At 72.0% G+C, this 17,084-nt stretch carries 15 protein-coding genes; 6 read left to right on the top strand and 9 right to left on the bottom strand.

Annotation, left to right across the window (positions count from 1 at the left end; genetic code table 11):
- Nucleotides 1-13: 13 nt before the first annotated feature.
- Both ACFYPM_RS24890 and ACFYPM_RS24885 read right to left on the bottom strand, forming a co-directional pair.
- Entirely contained in the window at nucleotides 14-1,147 is a 1,134-nt protein-coding gene (locus tag ACFYPM_RS24890) for a cupin domain-containing protein (protein ID WP_365070077.1), read from the bottom strand.
- Between the two features lie 13 nt (nucleotides 1,148-1,160).
- Nucleotides 1,161-1,517 carry a hypothetical protein gene (locus ACFYPM_RS24885; RefSeq protein WP_387201373.1) on the bottom strand — a complete coding sequence of 119 codons (357 nt, stop codon included), beginning with the start codon at nucleotides 1,515-1,517 and terminating at the stop codon, nucleotides 1,161-1,163.
- Nucleotides 1,518-1,715: 198 nt separating this feature from the next.
- Between ACFYPM_RS24885 and ACFYPM_RS24880 the strand changes: the two genes are divergently transcribed.
- Both ACFYPM_RS24880 and ACFYPM_RS24875 read left to right on the top strand, forming a co-directional pair.
- Nucleotides 1,716-3,317 (top strand): LuxR C-terminal-related transcriptional regulator, encoded by a 1,602-nt coding sequence (locus ACFYPM_RS24880; RefSeq protein ID WP_387201370.1) that lies wholly within the window; start codon nucleotides 1,716-1,718, stop codon nucleotides 3,315-3,317.
- Nucleotides 3,317-4,144 carry a GNAT family N-acetyltransferase gene (locus ACFYPM_RS24875; RefSeq protein ID WP_387201367.1) on the top strand — a complete coding sequence of 276 codons (828 nt, stop codon included), beginning with the start codon at nucleotides 3,317-3,319 and terminating at the stop codon, nucleotides 4,142-4,144. Before ACFYPM_RS24880 ends, ACFYPM_RS24875 begins: the two co-directional genes overlap by 1 nt.
- 8 nt (nucleotides 4,145-4,152) lie before the next feature.
- Here the strand turns inward: ACFYPM_RS24875 and ACFYPM_RS24870 are convergent, their stop codons facing one another.
- Entirely contained in the window at nucleotides 4,153-5,163 is a 1,011-nt protein-coding gene (locus tag ACFYPM_RS24870) for an aldo/keto reductase (RefSeq protein WP_387201364.1), read from the bottom strand.
- Between the two features lie 115 nt (nucleotides 5,164-5,278).
- Here ACFYPM_RS24870 and ACFYPM_RS24865 point away from each other — a divergent pair, with 115 nt between their 5' ends.
- Nucleotides 5,279-5,887: a TetR/AcrR family transcriptional regulator C-terminal ligand-binding domain-containing protein gene (locus tag ACFYPM_RS24865; protein ID WP_387201361.1), complete on the top strand. Its 609-nt coding sequence runs from the start codon at nucleotides 5,279-5,281 to the stop codon at nucleotides 5,885-5,887.
- A 36-nt stretch (nucleotides 5,888-5,923) separates the two neighbouring features.
- Here ACFYPM_RS24865 and ACFYPM_RS24860 read toward each other — a convergent pair whose 3' ends face one another.
- The 5 genes from ACFYPM_RS24860 to ACFYPM_RS24840 all read right to left on the bottom strand — a co-directional run bounded on the left by ACFYPM_RS24860 (nucleotide 5,924) and on the right by ACFYPM_RS24840 (nucleotide 10,328).
- Complete coding sequence (locus ACFYPM_RS24860) at nucleotides 5,924-6,805, bottom strand: TauD/TfdA dioxygenase family protein (protein WP_387201358.1); 882 nt, start codon at nucleotides 6,803-6,805, stop codon at nucleotides 5,924-5,926.
- Between the two features lie 16 nt (nucleotides 6,806-6,821).
- On the bottom strand, nucleotides 6,822-7,601 hold the full coding sequence (locus ACFYPM_RS24855; protein ID WP_387201355.1) for an ABC transporter ATP-binding protein: 780 nt from the start codon (nucleotides 7,599-7,601) through the stop codon (nucleotides 6,822-6,824).
- Nucleotides 7,585-8,634, bottom strand: coding sequence for an ABC transporter substrate-binding protein (locus tag ACFYPM_RS24850; protein WP_387201351.1), 1,050 nt, complete (start codon nucleotides 8,632-8,634; stop codon nucleotides 7,585-7,587). The genes ACFYPM_RS24855 and ACFYPM_RS24850 overlap by 17 nt, the downstream gene beginning before the upstream one ends.
- Before the next feature lie 35 nt (nucleotides 8,635-8,669).
- Complete coding sequence (locus ACFYPM_RS24845; protein WP_387201348.1) at nucleotides 8,670-9,536, bottom strand: ABC transporter permease; 867 nt, start codon at nucleotides 9,534-9,536, stop codon at nucleotides 8,670-8,672.
- A 324-nt stretch (nucleotides 9,537-9,860) separates the two neighbouring features.
- Nucleotides 9,861-10,328, bottom strand: a complete 468-nt coding sequence (locus ACFYPM_RS24840) for a MarR family winged helix-turn-helix transcriptional regulator (protein WP_387201345.1) — start codon at nucleotides 10,326-10,328, stop codon at nucleotides 9,861-9,863.
- Nucleotides 10,329-10,428: 100 nt separating this feature from the next.
- Between ACFYPM_RS24840 and ACFYPM_RS24835 the strand changes: the two genes are divergently transcribed.
- Nucleotides 10,429-11,274 (top strand): NAD(P)H-binding protein, encoded by an 846-nt coding sequence (locus ACFYPM_RS24835; RefSeq protein ID WP_387201342.1) that lies wholly within the window; start codon nucleotides 10,429-10,431, stop codon nucleotides 11,272-11,274.
- Nucleotides 11,275-11,343: 69 nt separating this feature from the next.
- Here ACFYPM_RS24835 and ACFYPM_RS24830 read toward each other — a convergent pair whose 3' ends face one another.
- Complete coding sequence (locus ACFYPM_RS24830) at nucleotides 11,344-12,228, bottom strand: pyridoxal-phosphate dependent enzyme (protein ID WP_387201339.1); 885 nt, start codon at nucleotides 12,226-12,228, stop codon at nucleotides 11,344-11,346.
- A gap of 227 nt (nucleotides 12,229-12,455) precedes the next feature.
- Between ACFYPM_RS24830 and ACFYPM_RS24825 the strand changes: the two genes are divergently transcribed.
- Nucleotides 12,456-15,254 (top strand): BTAD domain-containing putative transcriptional regulator, encoded by a 2,799-nt coding sequence (locus ACFYPM_RS24825; protein ID WP_387201336.1) that lies wholly within the window; start codon nucleotides 12,456-12,458, stop codon nucleotides 15,252-15,254.
- Nucleotides 15,255-15,323: 69 nt separating this feature from the next.
- Nucleotides 15,324-16,901: an alpha/beta fold hydrolase gene (locus ACFYPM_RS24820; protein ID WP_387201333.1), complete on the top strand. Its 1,578-nt coding sequence runs from the start codon at nucleotides 15,324-15,326 to the stop codon at nucleotides 16,899-16,901.
- Nucleotides 16,902-17,084: the final 183 nt, after the last annotated feature.

Raw genomic sequence — 17,084 nt, 5'->3', positions numbered from 1 at the left:
CCGGCCACCGTGGTCAGATCACCACCTGTTTGGTGGTCGGCAAGGCGTCGACCATCGACTTCTGCACGTTTATCGTGTCCGCGATGATCTCGTGGGGCGTGTTGGCCATCCACTGCATCACCGAGATGTCCTCGAAGCGTGGATGCCGGAACATCTCCAGGAACACCAGCGGTTCGTCACCGGTGTTCTCGATGTAGTGCCCGTAGGCGAATGGCACGTAGCCCACGTCGCCGGCCTGGAAGTCGAACGTCCGGGCGGCGGCCTGGGACGCGAAGACGCCCATCCGACCGGTGCCGGAGATGTAGTACTGCCACTCGTCGGTGGTGGGATGCCAGTGCAGCTCGCGCATTCCCCCGGGCTCGACCTCGACGAGAGCCGCGGCGGTGGTCACGGACGCGGCGAAGTTGGTCGAGTCGGTGACCCGCACCGTCCCGCCGCGGAAGCGTTGCGGGGTCTGCGCGGTCATCCGGTGTTTGAAGCTGCGCGGGATGTCGCCGGTGGGGCTGACCACCCGGTCCTGTTGCAGGGGCGGCGGGACGTCGCCCTGGAAGATGTACTTCTCCCGCTCGGGCAGGTTCTCCATCTGTTCCATCGTCCAGCCGAAGTTCTTGGCCAGGACGTGCCGGGGAGTGTGGGCGAAGAAGTCGCTGAGCAGGAACGTGTTGTTCTCCGAGAAGGCGCCGTCGTTGAAGACGAGCAGAAACTGGGCGCCGTCGTCCAGCGCCTGGATGTTGTGCGGTACGCCCTGCGGAAAGAACCACAGGTCGCCCTCCTTCACGTCCTCGATGAAGTTGCGTCCCTCATGGTCGACAGCGCTGATCCGGCAACTGCCGCTGAGCATGTAGGCCCATTCGGACTGCTGGTGCCAGTGGATCTCGCGGTACCCGCCCGGCTCCAATCCGAACTGGACGCCGGCCAACTGGGTGGCGATCGGCAGGTCCCGGCTGGTGACCTCGCGGGTCCAGCCACCCTTCTCCACCCGGGTGTGCGCCTGGGAGAACGAGAACTTGAGGTTGGGCACCAGTCGACTGTCGGTCGTCGGCGGCACCACCAGATCCGGGTTCTGCCGCTCCAGTTCGATGTTGCGGCCCGCGAGGGGCGGTGCCCCCTGGTCGCCGCGGCGCGGCTGAGGATCGCTGTTCGCCATGATCACTATCTCCTTATGTCGGTTGGGCCGGCTCGGGCGGGGACACGGATCCGCCTCGCGGGCGTGGCCCGGACGGCAGCCCCAGCAGGGTGCGTATTGCGGGCCATCCGTACTGGACCGCGATCGTGACGGGTACGGCCACCGCGGTCGCCACCACCACCAGGCGGGTCCACGGCGGAGCGTGGCCGCCCGCGCCGGTGCTGGCGAACACGACGAGAGCCAGCAGGACGACCCGGAGCCGGTTCGCGCCGGGCAGGCTGGTCCGATCCGGGTGCTCGCCCCGGTCGTCGGCTGTCGAGGAGCAGTCGGGCCGACCCGCCGCGTTGCTCGGCAGCCAACGATCAAGGGGCGACGACGTCGTGTGGGCCATGCTTCGATGATCGGGGCCAAATCGGTGCCGTCACATCACGTAATCGCGCCATTACTTTCTGATATTTCCGGGACGTCGTGGGCCTTACGCCGCAATTCCGCCGCTTCGTCGATCTGGTCGCCCGCCTCTCCCGCCATGGATAGGCTCGGTCGCAGGACGGCCTTTAGACGCGCCGGGTAACCACCGGGGAGAACGCCATTGTCCGAATCATCCTTCAACGCCACGGCGATCCCGGCTGACGACATCGCCATCGACGCCGAGCAACGACAACGGTGGCTGTTCGCCGCGGCGGACCAGCTCCGGCTCGCCGGGCGCGGCGAGGCGGCCCTGCGCGTCCTGGCGGTCGAGATCGCCGCGAATGGCCGCGGTACGCGACACCGCGCCCTGCTGCTGAGCCGCCTGGCACAGATCGCGGCACTGGAACCACCGTCGGTCGCCCTCGCGGGCCTCCGGGAGTCGCTCAACCAGCGACTGGACGCCCCGAGCCGAGCCACGCTGCTCGCCGTCATCGCCACCGTCGCCGCCCGCACCGGACATCCGGACGCCGACGCCCTGCTGCGCGACGCGGGCACCGCGCACGCCACATCGGGTGACCGGTCATCCGCCCGCCACCTCGCCCTCGGCCGAGCCGCCCGCGCGCTGTCGCACGGAGATCTACCCGGCGCACACGCCGTCCTGACGGCACTGGATCCCGACGCCAGGACGGCCCGACGGGACGCCACCTCGGTCCGGACCGAAGCAATCCTGGTGCAACTCGGTCTGGGCCGCCACCAGGACGCCCGGACGGCGACCGGTCAGGCCTTCGACGACACGACCTCGACCGGTACGCCGCTGAGCGGCACCCTGACCGCCCTGGACTGCCTACGCATGGTCGCGGTGGGCGAGTTACCCGAGGCCGCCGCCCTCGCGGCCACCAGGCTCGGATCCGACTCGATGGACATCAGCCAGGAGACACGTGCCCTACTGGTCACGGTCCTCGCGGAGGTGCACTACCGCCGAGGCGAGCACCACAGGGCGCGCGCCGCCCTGCGCGCCTGCCTCACCCGGAGACGGTGGCCGGACAGTACGGTGTGGACGCCCGCCCTCTGCGTCGCCGTCCGCGATCCCGCCCTCAGCGAGCCGGCGAACCTCCTCGACAGCATCGTCGCCGACCTGCACCGGTCGGTGCGGTCGCTCCTGCCGGTGCCGCAGTTCGGCCCCCGTCTGGTCCGCGCGGCGGTGGCCGCTGGCGACACGCAGGCCGCTCGCCGGGTCACCGAACTTGTCGCACTGGTGGCCACCCGGACTCCGGTCCCGCTGTGGCAGGCTCTGGCGGACCAGACCAGAGGGCTGCTCGATCGCGACCCCGGCGCACTGCGGTCCGCGGTCGACGGGCTGCGCACCACCACCGCGTGGCCGGCTCTGGCCGACGCGTTGCTCGACCTCGCCGACAGCCCCCGACTTCGGCCGGCACAGGCGTGGGATGCCGCGCACGAGGCGGCGGCCCTCTACGCCCGCATCGGCGCGCCCGGCGATCAGGCGACCGCCGAGCGCCGGTGCGCCGAACTCGCGGCCACCCCGCGCCGTCGGTCGTCGATCGATGAGCCGCCGCGCACGGGCATCGAGGCGCTCACACCCGCGGAGGAGCGGGTGGCCGAGATGATCGCCGCCGGCGCCACCAAGAAGGAGGCGGCCGGGCACCTCTTCGTCTCCTTCCACACGGTGGACACCCAACTCCGGTCCATCTACCACAAGCTGGGTATCCACAACCGGATGCAGCTCGTGCGGGCCTGGGACCGACACAAGTCGATGATCAGCTGATGATCGAACCAGCCGACCTGATGCCGCTCGCCGAGGGCGTGGAGTGCGAATTCATGTACTCCTACGAGTCGCGGGCGCCTGAGCCCGCGTACACCGATCTCGGGATCACGACCACGCGCATCGGCGGCGGTGTCGCCCTCGCGATGCGCAACGACCCCTCCGGTGGGTACTGGAGCAAGGCGCTCGGGTTCGGCATCACCGAGCCGTTCGACGCGCGAACCCTGGACGACGTCCTGGACTTCTACCGGGAGCAGGGCGTCGCTCGGGCCGTCCTCCAGCTTGTGCCGTCGGCGCTGCCCGCGGGCTTCGACGAGATCGCCGCGGCGCGCGGGCTCGAAGCGGGGAGCACCTGGGTCAAGCTCGCCGCTCGGCCGGGTGACGTCGCCGCGACCCCGACCCGCCTGCGCGTCGGCCCGGTGCCGACGGCCGAGGCGGAGCGCTGGGCGAACGTGCTGCTCGCCGGTCTCGGCATGCCGGCCGGTGGGCTCACCGACGTGCTGAGGGCGACCGTGGGCGAACCGGCCTGGAGACCCCATGCCGCGTGGGACGACGCGGAGCTCGTGGCGGGCGGCAACCTGTTCCTGCACGACGAGGCCGCCTCGCTCAACGCCGCCGCGACGGCACCCGCTCACCGCGGCCTCGGCGCGCAGTCGGCGTTGATCGCCGCTCGCGCCCGAGCCGCGGCCGAGGCCGGATGCCGGTGGCTCTTCGCCGAGACCGGGAAGCCCGCACCCGGTACGCAGAACCCGTCGCTGAACAATCTGCGCCGGGCCGGGCTGGTGCCGCTCTACGAGCGTCGCAACTGGGTCTGGCGGTCAACTCCCTGACGTGGCCGTCACTTCTCGCTGTCGAGCAGGTCCATCATCGGGGCCGCGTACCGCTGACCGGAGGCGGCACCGGCCGGCACGGCGCGCTCGATCTCGTCCAGCGCCTCCCGGTCCAACACCAGGTCGGCCGCGGCCAGCGACTCGGTCAGCCGGTCTCGCCGCCGCGCGCCGACAAGCGGCACGATCTGCTCGCCCTGCGCCGCCACCCAGGCGATCGCCACCTGGCTCGTGGTGGCCCCCAGCCGCTGCGCGACCCGGCTCAGCGCGTCCACCAGCCGCAGGTTGGCGGCCAGGTGCTCGCCCTGGAAGCGAGGGCTGTTTGCCCGGAAGTCCGTGCCGGTCAGCTCGCGGTTCGCCGACCAGTGCCCGCTCAGCAGACCACGGGACAGCACCCCGTAGGCGGTCAGGCCGATGCCCAGCTCGCGCAGGGCCGGCAGGATCGCGGCCTCGGGGCCACGGGACAGCAGCGAGTACTCGATCTGGACGTCGCTGATCGGCGCGACGGCCGCCGCCCGGCGGATGGTGTCCGCGCCCACCTCGGAGAGCCCGATGTGCCGGATGTAGCCGGCCTGCCGCATCTCCAGCAGCGCGCCCACGGTCTCCTCGACCGGCACCTGCGGGTTCAGCCGGGAGGGCCGGTAGATGTCGATGTGGTCGGTGCCCAACCGGCGTAGCGAGTACGCCAACCGGTCCTTCACCGCCGCCGCCGACACGTCGTACGGTGCTGCCTGGAACGCGCCGTCCGGTGTGCGGCGCGCACCGAACTTCACGCTGAGCACGACCTCGTCCCGACGTCGCTCACGCAGCACCCGACCGATCAGCATCTCGTTGTGGCCGGAGCCGTAGAAGTCCCCGGTGTCGACCAGGTTCACGCCGGCGTCGATGGCCGCGTGCAGCGTCGCCACGCTCTCCGCCTCGTCGGACGGGCCGTACAGGTCCGACATGCCCATCGCGCCCAGCCCGATGATCGAAACCTCCGGTCCGGAGGCACCCAGCCGTCGTCGTGGTAGAGCCGTCATGGTCCTCGTCTCCTTCGATCGGCGTCGCGGCGCGTTCCGAGATCGGGCACCGCTGTGTACGCTGTGTCCATATAATCATCCAGTAGACACGCTGTCCATATAACCGGGAGGACCAGTGGCCCAGCTCACGCCGGACGCCCACACCCCGCCGCGCCGTGGTCGCGGCCGTCGCCCCGCCGATCAGGTACGCGCGGAGATCCTCACGGCAGCCGGCGCTCTCCTGCTGACCGAGGGCATGGCCGGCTTCACCATCGAGAAGGTCGCGGCCCAGGCGGGGGCCAGCCGCATGACGATCTACAAGTGGTGGCCGTCCCGGGGGGCGCTCGCCCTGGACGGCTACTTCACCGTCGTCGCTCCCACGCTGGCCTTCCCCGACACCGCCGACATCGTCGCCGACCTGACCGACCAGCTCGTCGCCTTCGTCCACCTCGTGCGGGACACCCCCGCCGGGCGGGTCATCAGCCAACTCATCGGCCAGGCGCAGACCGACCCGGAGCTGGCCGCCGCCTACCGGGAGCGCTACTCCGGCCCCCGCCGCGCGCTCGCCGTGGAGACCCTAACCAGAGCCGTGGCCCGCGGGCAGCTCCGCGCCGACATCGACCCGCAATCCGTCGTCGACCAGCTCTGGGGCGCCTGCTACCACCGGCTCCTGGTCCCCGACCAGCCGCTGACCGAGGAGTTCGCCCGCACCCTCGTCGACAACCTCGTACGCGGGCTGCGCTGAGCGGCGCACTCGCGGGCCACACTGCCGCGCCTGCGGTCACCGGGCCGGGCCGCGCCAGGGATCGGCCGGCCCCCGGGGGCGGTCGCCGCGCAGGGTGATGCGATGGACGACCCGCCGGGCGCCCCCGTAGTCACGGTTGGCGTAGTGGGCGGTGCTGCGGTTGTCCCACATCGCCACGTCGCCGGGGCGCCACCGGTGTCGCACCAGGTGCTCCGGCTTGGTGAGGTGCGCGTAGAGCAGGTCCAGGATGGCCCGGCTCTCGGCCTCCGACACTCCGACTATGTGCGAGGTGAAGCCGGGGTTGACGAAGATGCCCCGGCGTCCGGTCTCCGGATGAACGCGCACCACCGGGTGCTCCACGGGATCCAGCCGGGTGATGACCTCGCCGTCCCACACGCTGCCCCGCCCACCACGGCGTTGGGCGAGGTAGTAGCCGAACTCGCGGTTGCCGTCGTGCACGGCCACCAAGGTGTCGACCAGACGGCGCACCGGCTCGGCGAGCGAGTCGTACGCGAGCTGGCTGTCCGCCCAGGTCGTGTCGCCGCCGCTGGGCGGCAGCGTCACCGCGCGCAGGATCGAGCCGAGGGGTGGACGGGCAACGAATGTGACGTCGGTGTGCCACACGTCGGCGAAGCCGTTGTCGGCGCTGTCCAGCGCGTACACCTCGGGATGGCTCTCGTCCACCCCGCCGACCACGGGATGGGAGGCGGTCAGCTCGCCGAGCCGGCGGCCGAGGCGGACCTGACCGTCGTCGTCGAGGCGCTGATCGGCGAAGAACAGCACCTTGCGGTCGACGAGTGCGGCGCGCACCGCCGCGAGTTCACCATTCGTCGCGCCGTGCAGGTCGAGGCCACGCACCTCGGCGCCGAAGTGCGGCCCGAGTGGTTCCAGCGTCAGGTTCACGAGGGTGTCGGTCACGGCTGTGCCCTTTCGATCAGGCGGCTGCGGCACGCACGGCGTGGCCGATGGTGGCGCGCAGGGCCGCGTACTCGGGTGAGCCGCGCAACTGGTCGGGTTCGACACCACTGCGCGGAAGGTCGACGTCCACGTCGAGGGCCACCCGGCCGGGTCGGCGGGTCAGGACGATCACCCGACTGCCCAGGAAGACGGCCTCGTCCACGCTGTGCGTGACGAACACACACGTACGGCCGGTTTCGGCACTGACCCGGCGCAGGTCTTCCTGCAACCGCTCCCGCGTGAGCGCGTCGAGGGCCGCGAACGGCTCGTCGAGCAGCAGCAACGGGTTGTCCACGGCCAGCGCCCGCGCGATGGCCACCCGCTGCTGCTGGCCGCCGGAGAGCTGCCAGGTGCGACGGTGCGCGACCTGCGGCAGGCCGACCCGGTCCAGCAGCGCGGTCACCCGGGGCGACCGCTCGGAGCGTGGCACACCGGCGTAGCGCAGCGCGAGACCGACGTTGCCGCCGACCGTCTGCCACGGCAGCAGCCGCGGTTGCTGGAAGACCAGACCGGCGTTTCGGCCCGGCACCGGCGGCCGGCCGGCGGCGGTCACCGTACCGGTCGTCGGCCGTTCGAAGCCGGCGACCAGCCGCAGGAGCGTGGTCTTGCCGCACCCGGAGGCGCCCACGAGGACCAGGAAGGCGCCCGGCGGCACGCGGAGGTCCACCGGGCCGAGGGCGGTGATCGCCGCCGACCCGGTCCCGTACGTGTGGGTGACGTCGCGGACCTCGACTGCGGCGTCAGGGTTGGAGGACACTCGGCAGGCCCTTGGTGTAGATGGCCGCTTCGAACACCGACCGGTCCGGAATCGCGTCGATTTTCTTCTGCGCCTTGAGGAAGACCGCCGCGTTGTACAGGTTGTCGGCGAGCGCGCCGACCTTCTCGGGCGAGCCCAGCCACTCGGGGCTGGACAGGTCGGCGGGCTTGAGGAACACGCCCTGACTCAACTGGTGCTGGGCCGCGGCGGCGTCCAGATTCAGTTCCCGACCCACGGCGGTGGCTGCGGCGGTGGGGTCGCTGGCGATGAGGTCGAGGGCCTTCGCCTCCGCCCTGCGCCACGCGTCGACGGCCTCGGGGTGCGCGTCGGCGAACGCGCTGGAGACCACCCCGAGGTCCAGGGTTGGCTTGCCGGCGGCGGCCAGTTCGCGGCTCGTGACGAGCACCTTGCCGGACTTCTTGAGGTCGTCGAGCGAGGGCAACCAGGAGTACGCGGCGTCGAGGTCACCGCGGGTCCAGGCGGCGAGGATGTCCTGCGGCTCCAGGTCGACGAGGGTCACCTCGCTCTCCTTGACTCCGGCGCGCTCCAGTGCGGCGAGCAGGCTGAAGTGCGCGGTCGAGGCGAACGGTGTGCCGATCTTCTTGCCCCTCAGGTCGGTGATGCTGGCGACGTTGGCGCCGTTGCGGGCCACCAACGCCTCGTTGTCGCCGGCGACGTCGAGGACGAAGGCCACCCGGTAGGGCAGGTTCAGGGGCGCCGACAGACCGCGCGCGACCGGGCTGGAGCCGATCGCGGCGATGTCCACGCTGCCGGCCGCGAACGCGGTGTTGATGCTCGCGCCGGAGTCGAACTTGGTCCAGGTGATCGTGTAGTCAGGCAGCGCCGCCTCCAGCAGTCGCTGGTTCTTCACGATCAGATCGCCACTCGGGAACGCCTGATAGGCGAGCCGGATGCTCTTGCGCTGGGGGTCGCCGCCACCGCTGGCGGCGCCGTTGCCGCACCCGGCGAGGGGGACGGCGGCGGCCAGGAGCAGGGTGGCCGCGAGGAGGGTTGCGACACGTGGTCTGCGCACGGGACGTCCGTTCTGCGAGGTGGGGAGGGCGCGGGTCAGCTTCGACCGCGCCAGGGAACGAGCCGGTCCTCAGCCGTTCGCAGCAGTGCGTCGATGAGGAGGCCGGACAGGCCGATGGCGAACAGGCCGAGCACCACCACGTCGGTCTGCGAGTAGCGTTGCGCGTCGCGGACCATCCCGCCGATGCCCGGTACGCCGTTGATGGTCTCGGCGGCGACCACCGACGAGTAGGCGATGCCCACGGCCAGCCGGATGCCGGTGAAGATCTCCGGAAGCGCGTGGGGCAGCACCACGTCACGGGTGACCGCCCAGCGGCCGCCGCCCAGGGCACGGGCGGCCTCGACGAGGGTGGTGGGCGCGGCCCGGACGGCGGAGGCGGTGGCGACCGCGACCGGGGGCAGCGCGGCGATGGACAGCAGCCACAGCTTCGGGGTTTCGTCGATGCCGAACCAGATGATGAACAGGCTGAAGTACGCCAGCGGCGGCAGCGCGCGGACGAAGGTGACGACCGGCTCGGTCGCGACCCGCACCCAGGTGACCGTGCCCATCACCAGGCCGAGCACCAACCCGGCTGCCACACCCACCACCGAACCGATGAGGATGCGACGCAGACTCACACCGAGGTGCTCGATCAGCAGGTGACCGCTGTAACCCCGCACCCCGTCGTGCGTGGTCGAGGTCTGCACCAGGCGGTCCCACACGGCGCTCGGCGCCGGGATGAACGTGGGGTTGTCGGTGAGCAGCGCGAGGATCTGCCAGATCGCCAGCAGGACCACCAGGGAGACGCCGCGGAGCGCGATGCGTCGCCACCAACCGGCCCGATCGGCCACGCGCGGGGGACGCGCCGGTGGTGGGGCACCGTCCTCGGAGCCCACGGTCTGCGCTGCGGTCACAACAGTCATGGCCTCTCCCGGTCAGGATGACCCACTATTCCTACAGCTTTAGTGGGGTATCCACAAGGGAGCGCCCACTGCGTGGAATCCCGACGACGGTCGGGGCCACCGCACCGGCCATCCGGTGGCAGGTCGCCCGCCAGACGGGAAGATCATCGATCGGCCAGGTCTCACGCGTCGGCCTAGCTCACGACCAGGTACGTCAGGGCCGAGCCGGGCATCACCGACGTGAGCCCGGCAGCGAACCGCACGGCACAGTCGGAACCGTGCGACGTGAGTTGGACGACGCCGGGCGGCGTCTGGTCGAGCCGGCGAGCGCCGTCACCCGCCGGCTCAGCCCTCGGTGTCGTGGCCGGTCGCCGGCAGGTTCGCCACGGCATGGCCCAGCGCGTCTCGGAAGTCCCGGTACCGGTCGGGACCGAGCATGTCGGCGAGTTTCTGCTCGATCAGGTGCACGAAACCGTCGGAGATCTCCATCAACCGGCGACCCCGGTCCGTCGGCACGATCAGCTTTGCCCGGCGGTCCGCCGGGTCGGGCGCACGCCGGACGTAGCCCAGCCGCTCCAATTCGTCGAGGATCGCGCCCATCGTCTGCTTGTTGCGGCCGGCCAGCCGGGCCAGCTCGCCGGGTCGGGTGCCCTCGGCGTCCAGGTACGCGAGGACCGCGCCGTGGCGGGGGCGGACGTCGTCGAACCCGTGCTCCGCCGAGTGTCGGAAGATCTCCCGCTGCACCCGTGCGGAGAGCTGCACGGCCAGGATCCCGAGGTCGGGGTCCTGCTCCTTCAGTGTGCTGCGTTTCATAAAGTAGTCCAATCATTGGACGGTACATGTTTTGGACTATATCGTCGCTGGCGGCGACCGATGGCCCGACCACGGTTTCGCCCCCACCGAGAGGACGACCATGACCATTCTGCTAACCGGGGCAAACGGCACCGTGTCGAGGGAGGTGCTGCGCGAACTCGCCGGCAGCCAGCCGGTACGCGCCCTCGTCCGGGACGTCTCGCGCGCACCCCGCCTCGACGGTGTCGAGTACGTCGTCGGCGACCTGGACCGCCCCACCACGCTGACCCCGGCGTTCGAGGGCGTCACGACGCTGTGGCTGCTGACGCCGATGGGTCCCTTGGCCCCGAGCCAGAGCATGAACGCGGTGTGGGCCGCCCGCCAGGCCGGCGTGCGGCACATCGTCCGACTCTCCGCGATCGGTGCCGCACACGATGCGCCCACCCGCAACGGTCGACTGCACGCGCTCTCCGACGCCGAGGTGCAGGACTCCGGGATCCCCTGGACGATCCTGCGACCGAGCTACTTCATGCAGAATTTGCTCGGCGCCAAGGCCGGCGAGCACCTCTACGGGCTCTTCGGCGACGCGCCGGTCGGGATGATCGACACCCGGGACATCGCCGCCGCGGGGGCAGCGATCCTCGCCGCCCCGCAGCGACACGAGGGCATGATCTACACGCCGACCGGGCCGCAGAGCATCACCCTGGACCAGGCCGCCGAGGACATCGCTCGTACCCTCGGACAGCCCGTCACGTACGTACCGCAGAACCCGGAACAGACGCGCGACAGTCTGCTCCAGGCGGGCCTCGACACGTGGTCGGCCGAGGTTCTCACCGAGTACCGGGTCGCCTACGGCTCCGGGTGGGGCGACTTCACCAACGACCACGTCGCCCGGATCGTCGGCCGGCAGCCGCGGACCTTCGCCGAGTTCGCCCACGACCACCGCGCGCACTTCGCCAACGCCTGACCGGCGAGCGGTGCCCTTCGGTGCGGTCTGGCCGAAGGGCACCGCGCGGGGCTTCCGCCAGTCGGCGCCCTACAGGTCGGGGTGACCGAAGAGTCCCGGCAGTCCCCCGGTGTGCAGGAAGACGACCTTGTCGCCGTGCGGGAAGCTGCCGGCCAGCAGCCCCGCCATCGCCCGGCCGGTGTACGTCGGGTCCAGGAAGATCCCCTCCTCGCGCGCGGTCGTCTCCAGCGCCGTCCGGGCGCCGTCGGTCAGCGTGCGGTACCCGGTGCCCACCTGGGAGCCGTCGATCCGCAGCGTGTCCGGCTCGACCTCGCCGTCGAGCAGCCCGGCGACTGTCGTACGAGGGTCCGGCAGGGCACCGACATCCACGCCGATCACCCGCGCGGCACCCAACTCCCGCACCAGCCCGGCCATCGTGCCACCGGAGCCGAGCGCCACCACGACGTCGGTCCCGTCGACGTCCGGCACCTGCGCCCGCAACTCCCGGCCGCCGTTCACGTAACCCTGTACCGACGCGGGCGAGGTGCCGCCGAACGGGATCACCCAGGCGGATCGCCTCTCCGCCTCGGCCGCCATTACCTCGGCGAGCGGGCCGTCCCCGCCCCAGACGACCTCCGCGCCGGCAAGCCCGTCGAGGAGCAGGTTGCCACGCCGCTTCGCCACGGGCGGGCCGGCGAGCACCAGCACGCAGGCGAGACCGAGCCGCGCGGCGGCGGCCGCGGTGAGCCGGGCGTGGTTGCTCTGCGGCGCACCCGAGGTGATGACCGTGGTGGCACCGGCGGCGATCGCCTGGGCACAGGTGTACTCCAACTTGCGGATCTTGTTGCCGCCGCCGCCGAGGCCGTTGAGGTCGTCGCGCTTGAACCAGAGCTCGGCCAGCCCCAGCCGCGCCGCGAGCCGGGGCGCGGGCTCCAACGGTGTCGGCCACGTGCCGAGGGAAACGGGAGTGATCACCCATGCAGCTAAGCACGCCACTGCTCCGCACATGAGGAGCTTCACCTCCGTTGGGGCAGCGACGTGTCGATCTGCTGCACCGCATCGACCTCGCCAGCCGCGGGCCGCACCCCGGGGACAATCCACCCGCGAGCCAGCCCGGATCGCCGCGATCGAGGTGCCCGGCGATGGACCGCCGTCAGGCCGTACGGTGGGGTGATGGCCCGCGGTCACGGGGGAGGTCAGCCATGCGGTACCACCTGCTCGGGCCGGTCGAGGTTCGCTCCTCCGCCGGGGAGTTGCTGACGCTCGGCACGCCGATGCAGGTGCGCCTGCTGGCCGTCCTGCTGTCACAGCCGGGCAGCGCGTGGTCCATCGACCAGCTCGTCGACGAGCTGTGGCAGGGACGCCCGCCGAAGACGGCAGCAGGCAACGTGAAGACCTACGTCTGGGCGCTACGCCGGGCGCTGCGGTCCCCCGGCGCGCCGGAGCCCACCATCCTCGCCGGAGCCACCGGTTATCGTCTCGTCCTCGATGGGCAGACGCTGGACAGTGTGGCCTTCGACGACCTGGCCCAGCGCGGCTATCACGCGTTGCGACAGGACCGCTACGCGGATGCCCTGCGGGCGTTCGAGGCGGCGCTGGCGCTGTGGCGGGGCGAGCCGTTCGCGGGCCTGCCCGGCGCGGGCGTGTTGCTCTCCGTCCGGACCAGGTTCCAGGAGCAGCGGTCGAGTCTGCTGGAGGAGGTCGCGGACCTCCATCTCCGCGCCGGGCGGCACAACGAGCTGATCGAGCCGCTCCGGACCCGGATCGACGAGGATCCGCTGCGCGAGCGCCCCTGGGGGCAGCTCATGGTGGCGCTGGCCCGGGCCGGACGGCGGGCGGACGCGCTGGCGACGTACCGGCAGGTGCGTCGGGTCCTGGCCGAGGAGGTGGGGGTCGAGCCCGGCGCCGAGCTGCAACGGCTGCACACCAGCATCCTGCGGGCCGACCGGGAGGTGTCGACATCCAGAGCACGGCCGTCGGAGGGGCAGCCAGCACGGATGGTTCCCCGGCAGTTGCCCGCCCCACCGACGTTGTTCACCGGCCGGACCAGCGAGCTGGCCCAACTCACGACGCTGCTGCTCGACGACACCGAACCGGCCGGCACCGTCGTCGTCACCGGCACCGGCGGCGTCGGAAAGACCTGGCTGGCGTTGCGCTGGGCACACGACAGCCTGCACCACTATCCGGACGGGCAGCTCCACGTCGACCTGGGCGGTTTCGGCACGGCGACACGGGAGGCGGCACCGTCCGCCGTCGTCGTGCGATCGCTGCTGCCCGCCCTGGGCGTCAAACCCCTGGAGATTCCCGCCGAACCGGCGGCCCAGTTCGCCCTGTACCGGAGCCTGACCGCGGACCGACGGCTGCTCGTGCTGCTCGACAACGCGCGCGACGCCGAACAGGTCCGGCCGCTGCTTCCCGGCTCCCACCGCTGTGGCGTGATCGTGACGAGTCGCCACACGCTGCCGGGCCTGGTCGCCGCCGAGGGCGCCCACACCGTCGCACTGGATCTGCCCAGCGCCGCCGAAGCACGCCAGTTGCTCGTACGCCGGCTCGGTGCACGGGCCGCCGCCCAGCCGGCCGCGGTGGACGAGCTGGTCAGCCGTACCGCGCGGTTGCCCCTCGCGTTGTCCATCGTGGCGGCGCGGGCCGCCGCCCGACCCGCGTTCCCCCTCCAGGCCATCGCGGACGATCTGGCCGTGCCCCGGGGCGGGCTCGCGGCCCTGGCCACCGACGACGCCGCCACCGACCTGCGGACGGTGCTCTCCTGGTCGTACCGTCTGCTCAGTCCGGACGCGGCCCGACTGTTCCGGCAGATCAGCCTGCACCCGACGGCCGACCTCGGCGCGGCGGCGGCGGCCAGTCTCGCCGGGGCACCGCCGCACCAGATCCGGCCGGCGCTCGACGAGTTGACCCGGGCGAACCTGCTGACCGAGCAGTCCCCCAGCCGCTTCCGTTGTCACGACCTGCTCCGGGCCTACGGGGAGGAGCTGACGGACACCCACGACTCCGCGGCCGCCCGGAGAGCCGCCCGCGAGCGCGTGTTCGACCACTATCTGCGGACCGTCCGGGCCGCGGCGGGTCTTGTCGACGCCGGCCACCAGCCGACCGATCCGCTGCCCCCGCCCACCGACGCGTCACCGCCGACGTTCGCCGACCACCGGTCGGCGCTGGCCTGGTTCACCGTCGAGCAGGAGGTGCTGTTGGCCGCCGTCGACGAAGCCGTCGCCCACCGCTTCGACGCCCACGCCGGGCAGCTCGCCCAGGCCCTGACCCCCCTGCTCAGCCGGATGTCGCGGTGGCACGACCTGAGCGCCGTACAGGCGGTCGCGGTCGCCGTCGCCCAACGCCGCGGTGAGCCGGGGGCCGAGGCGGTGGCCCATCGGGACCTCGCGCTGGCAGACCTCCAGCTCCGCCGGTACGGTGCCGCCCGCCGCCACCTGCGCAGCTCGATGGCGCGGTACGAGACGATCGGTGACCGGCCGGGGCAGGCGAGCATCCACCTGCATCTCGCCTGGGTGTACGACATCGAGGGCAACCCGCGCGAAGCGCTGCCGCACGCCGAGGCGGCGCTGGCACTGTTCCGCGGCAGCGACGACGCGCGCGGCGCGGCGGACGCGCTCAACGCGATCGGGTGGGGTCACGCCCGCCTGGACGAGCACGTCCGGGCCATCGCCTACTGTGAGCAGGCACTGGCACTCCATGCCGAGGTCCACAACCGGGTGGGCGAGGCCCAGACCTGGGACAGTCTCGGCTTCGCCCATCAGGGTCTCGGGGCGCACCCGACCGCGGTGGACTGCTATCGACGCGCCCTCGCGCTGTATTCCGACGCTCAGGACCAGTGCGGACGGGCCGAGACACTCGTCCGGCTCGGGGACAGCCACCGCGCGGTGGGCGAGCACGACACGTCGAAGGACCTCTGGGGACAGGCGTTGGCGATCTTCGACCGGATCGGTCATCCGCTGGCCGGTGAGCTGTCCGAGCGGTTGGCGACCACGCGCTGAGCGTTCCCGGCGGGCCGCATCCGGACCGGCATGGATCCGGCATGGACCGGCCGTCGGCAGGCTGGGCGCATGCTGACCATGAAGAGACCCACTCTCCGGCGGGCCGGCGGGCTCGACCGCCGACGCCCGTCGCTCGCCCGTTACCTTCCGGCCGCCGTCGCGGTCCTCGTCGCCCTGTCACTGAACGCCCCACCGGCGCTCGCGGTCACTCCGCCGACGTCGTCCGCCGGCAGCGGCCCGGCCACCGGTTCCGTTGGAAACACCACCGGCGGATGGAACGGCCGCATCGAGTGGCGGGCGTGCGCGGACCCGGCCGACGATCCCGGTACGCGGTGCGGCACCCTGCGCCTGCCTGTCGACTGGGCTCGGCCGCGAGGGGAGACCTTCGAGCTGGCCCTGGCCCGCCGCCCCGCCGCCGACCCGGCCACCCGCATCGGCGCCCTGGTCTTCAACCCCGGTGGTCCCGGTCTGTCCGGGGTGGACGTGGCGCTGACGGCGACCAGCCAGCTCGGACCGGACGTGCTGCGCCGCTTCGACATCGTCGGCTTCGACCCCCGGGGTACGGTGCGCAGCGCACCGGTGCGCTGCTCATCAGCGTTGCTGGCCCAACACCCCTCCCTGACACCCACCACCGCGGCGGAGTTCGAGCGACTCCGCACCTACAACCGCCAGTTGCGCGAGGACTGCCGCGCGCAGAGTGGCCCCCTGTTCGACCACCTCGACAGTGTGAGCGTCGCGCGTGACACGGACGCGATCCGGGCGGCACTCGGCGAGCGGCAGCTCAGCTTCTACGAGTGGTCCTACGGCACCCTGATCGGGCAGGCCTACGCCGAGCTGTTTCCCGACCGCGTCCGCGCACTGGCCATGGACAGCGTGATGGACCACAGCCAGGGGGTCCGGGGCTACTTCCGCAGCGGGGCAGCCAGTAACGAGGCCCTGTTCCACGAGTTCGTGAGCTGGTGCGAGCGGACCCCGAGCTGTGCGCTGCACGGACGCGACGTACCGGCGCTGTACGACAGCCTGCTGCGCCGTGCCGACGCCGGCACGCTCGTCGAGGCGGGTACCGGCGAGACGCTCACCTGGTTCGAGCTGGGGTTCGCGACGTTCGTCAACTTCTTCGACGCGACCTGGGCCGACCTCGCCACCATGCTTCTCGCCGTGGAGCGGGGCGAGCCCGCCTCACTCGCGTCCCCGATGGTCCCGGTCGACAGCGGGAAGGACCTGACCGAGTACGCCCTACCCGCGTTCTGCCAGGACTGGTCGCTGCCGGTCGACGACTTCGCCGAGTGGAACCGGTATCTGAAGGTGTCCCGCGACGCGGCGCCGCACCTGCGGGCCTCCCCGCTGGCCGTCCGCTTCGCCGCGATCTGCCTGGGGTGGACGGCGGTCAACCCGCAACATCAGCTGCGGGTACGGACGAGCACCCCGGTGCTGCTGCTCAACGGTCGCCACGATCCAGCCACCCCGTACGACGGGGCGCAGCGGGTGGCGCGCCAACTCGGCACGCATGGCCGCCTCCTCACCTACGAGGGGTCGGGTCACGCCAGCTACCCACGCACGGAGTGCACCCGCGGGAACGTCGACAGGTACCTCATCGATCGAGTCCTGCCACCGGTCGGCGCGAGCTGCCCGGCCGCCCCGGCCTGACGCATCGTGTCCTCTGGGCGGGCGTCGCCGACAACGTGACACCGGGGTGGGGGGGGGGGGGGGGGGGGGGGGGGGGGGGGCGCGGGGGCGGGGGGGGGGGGGGGGGGGCGGGGGGGTGCGGTGGGGCGCGGTGGTGCGGTGGGGCGCGGTGGTGCGGTGGGGCGCGGTGGTGCGGTGGGACGG

Source organism: Micromonospora sp. NPDC005203, from assembly GCF_042872705.1.
Classification (GTDB): domain Bacteria; phylum Actinomycetota; class Actinomycetes; order Mycobacteriales; family Micromonosporaceae; genus Micromonospora.
Note: the sequence above shows the minus strand (reverse complement) of the source record. Positions and strands in the feature narration are given on the sequence as shown.

What these genes read in the sequence shown, in the direction of transcription:
- ACFYPM_RS24870 (WP_387201364.1), bottom strand. Translation starts at nt 5,163, where the DNA reads ATGACGGCTCTACCACGACGACGGCTGGGTGCCTCCGGACCGGAGGTT.
- ACFYPM_RS24825 (WP_387201336.1), top strand. Translation starts at nt 12,456, where the DNA reads ATGCGGTACCACCTGCTCGGGCCGGTCGAGGTTCGCTCCTCCGCCGGG.
- ACFYPM_RS24840 (WP_387201345.1), bottom strand. Translation starts at nt 10,328, where the DNA reads ATGAAACGCAGCACACTGAAGGAGCAGGACCCCGACCTCGGGATCCTG.
- ACFYPM_RS24875 (WP_387201367.1), top strand. Translation starts at nt 3,317, where the DNA reads ATGATCGAACCAGCCGACCTGATGCCGCTCGCCGAGGGCGTGGAGTGC.
- ACFYPM_RS24885 (WP_387201373.1), bottom strand. Translation starts at nt 1,517, where the DNA reads ATGGCCCACACGACGTCGTCGCCCCTTGATCGTTGGCTGCCGAGCAAC.
- ACFYPM_RS24890 (WP_365070077.1), bottom strand. Translation starts at nt 1,147, where the DNA reads ATGGCGAACAGCGATCCTCAGCCGCGCCGCGGCGACCAGGGGGCACCG.
- ACFYPM_RS24845 (WP_387201348.1), bottom strand. Translation starts at nt 9,536, where the DNA reads ATGACTGTTGTGACCGCAGCGCAGACCGTGGGCTCCGAGGACGGTGCC.
- ACFYPM_RS24835 (WP_387201342.1), top strand. Translation starts at nt 10,429, where the DNA reads ATGACCATTCTGCTAACCGGGGCAAACGGCACCGTGTCGAGGGAGGTG.
- ACFYPM_RS24820 (WP_387201333.1), top strand. Translation starts at nt 15,324, where the DNA reads ATGCTGACCATGAAGAGACCCACTCTCCGGCGGGCCGGCGGGCTCGAC.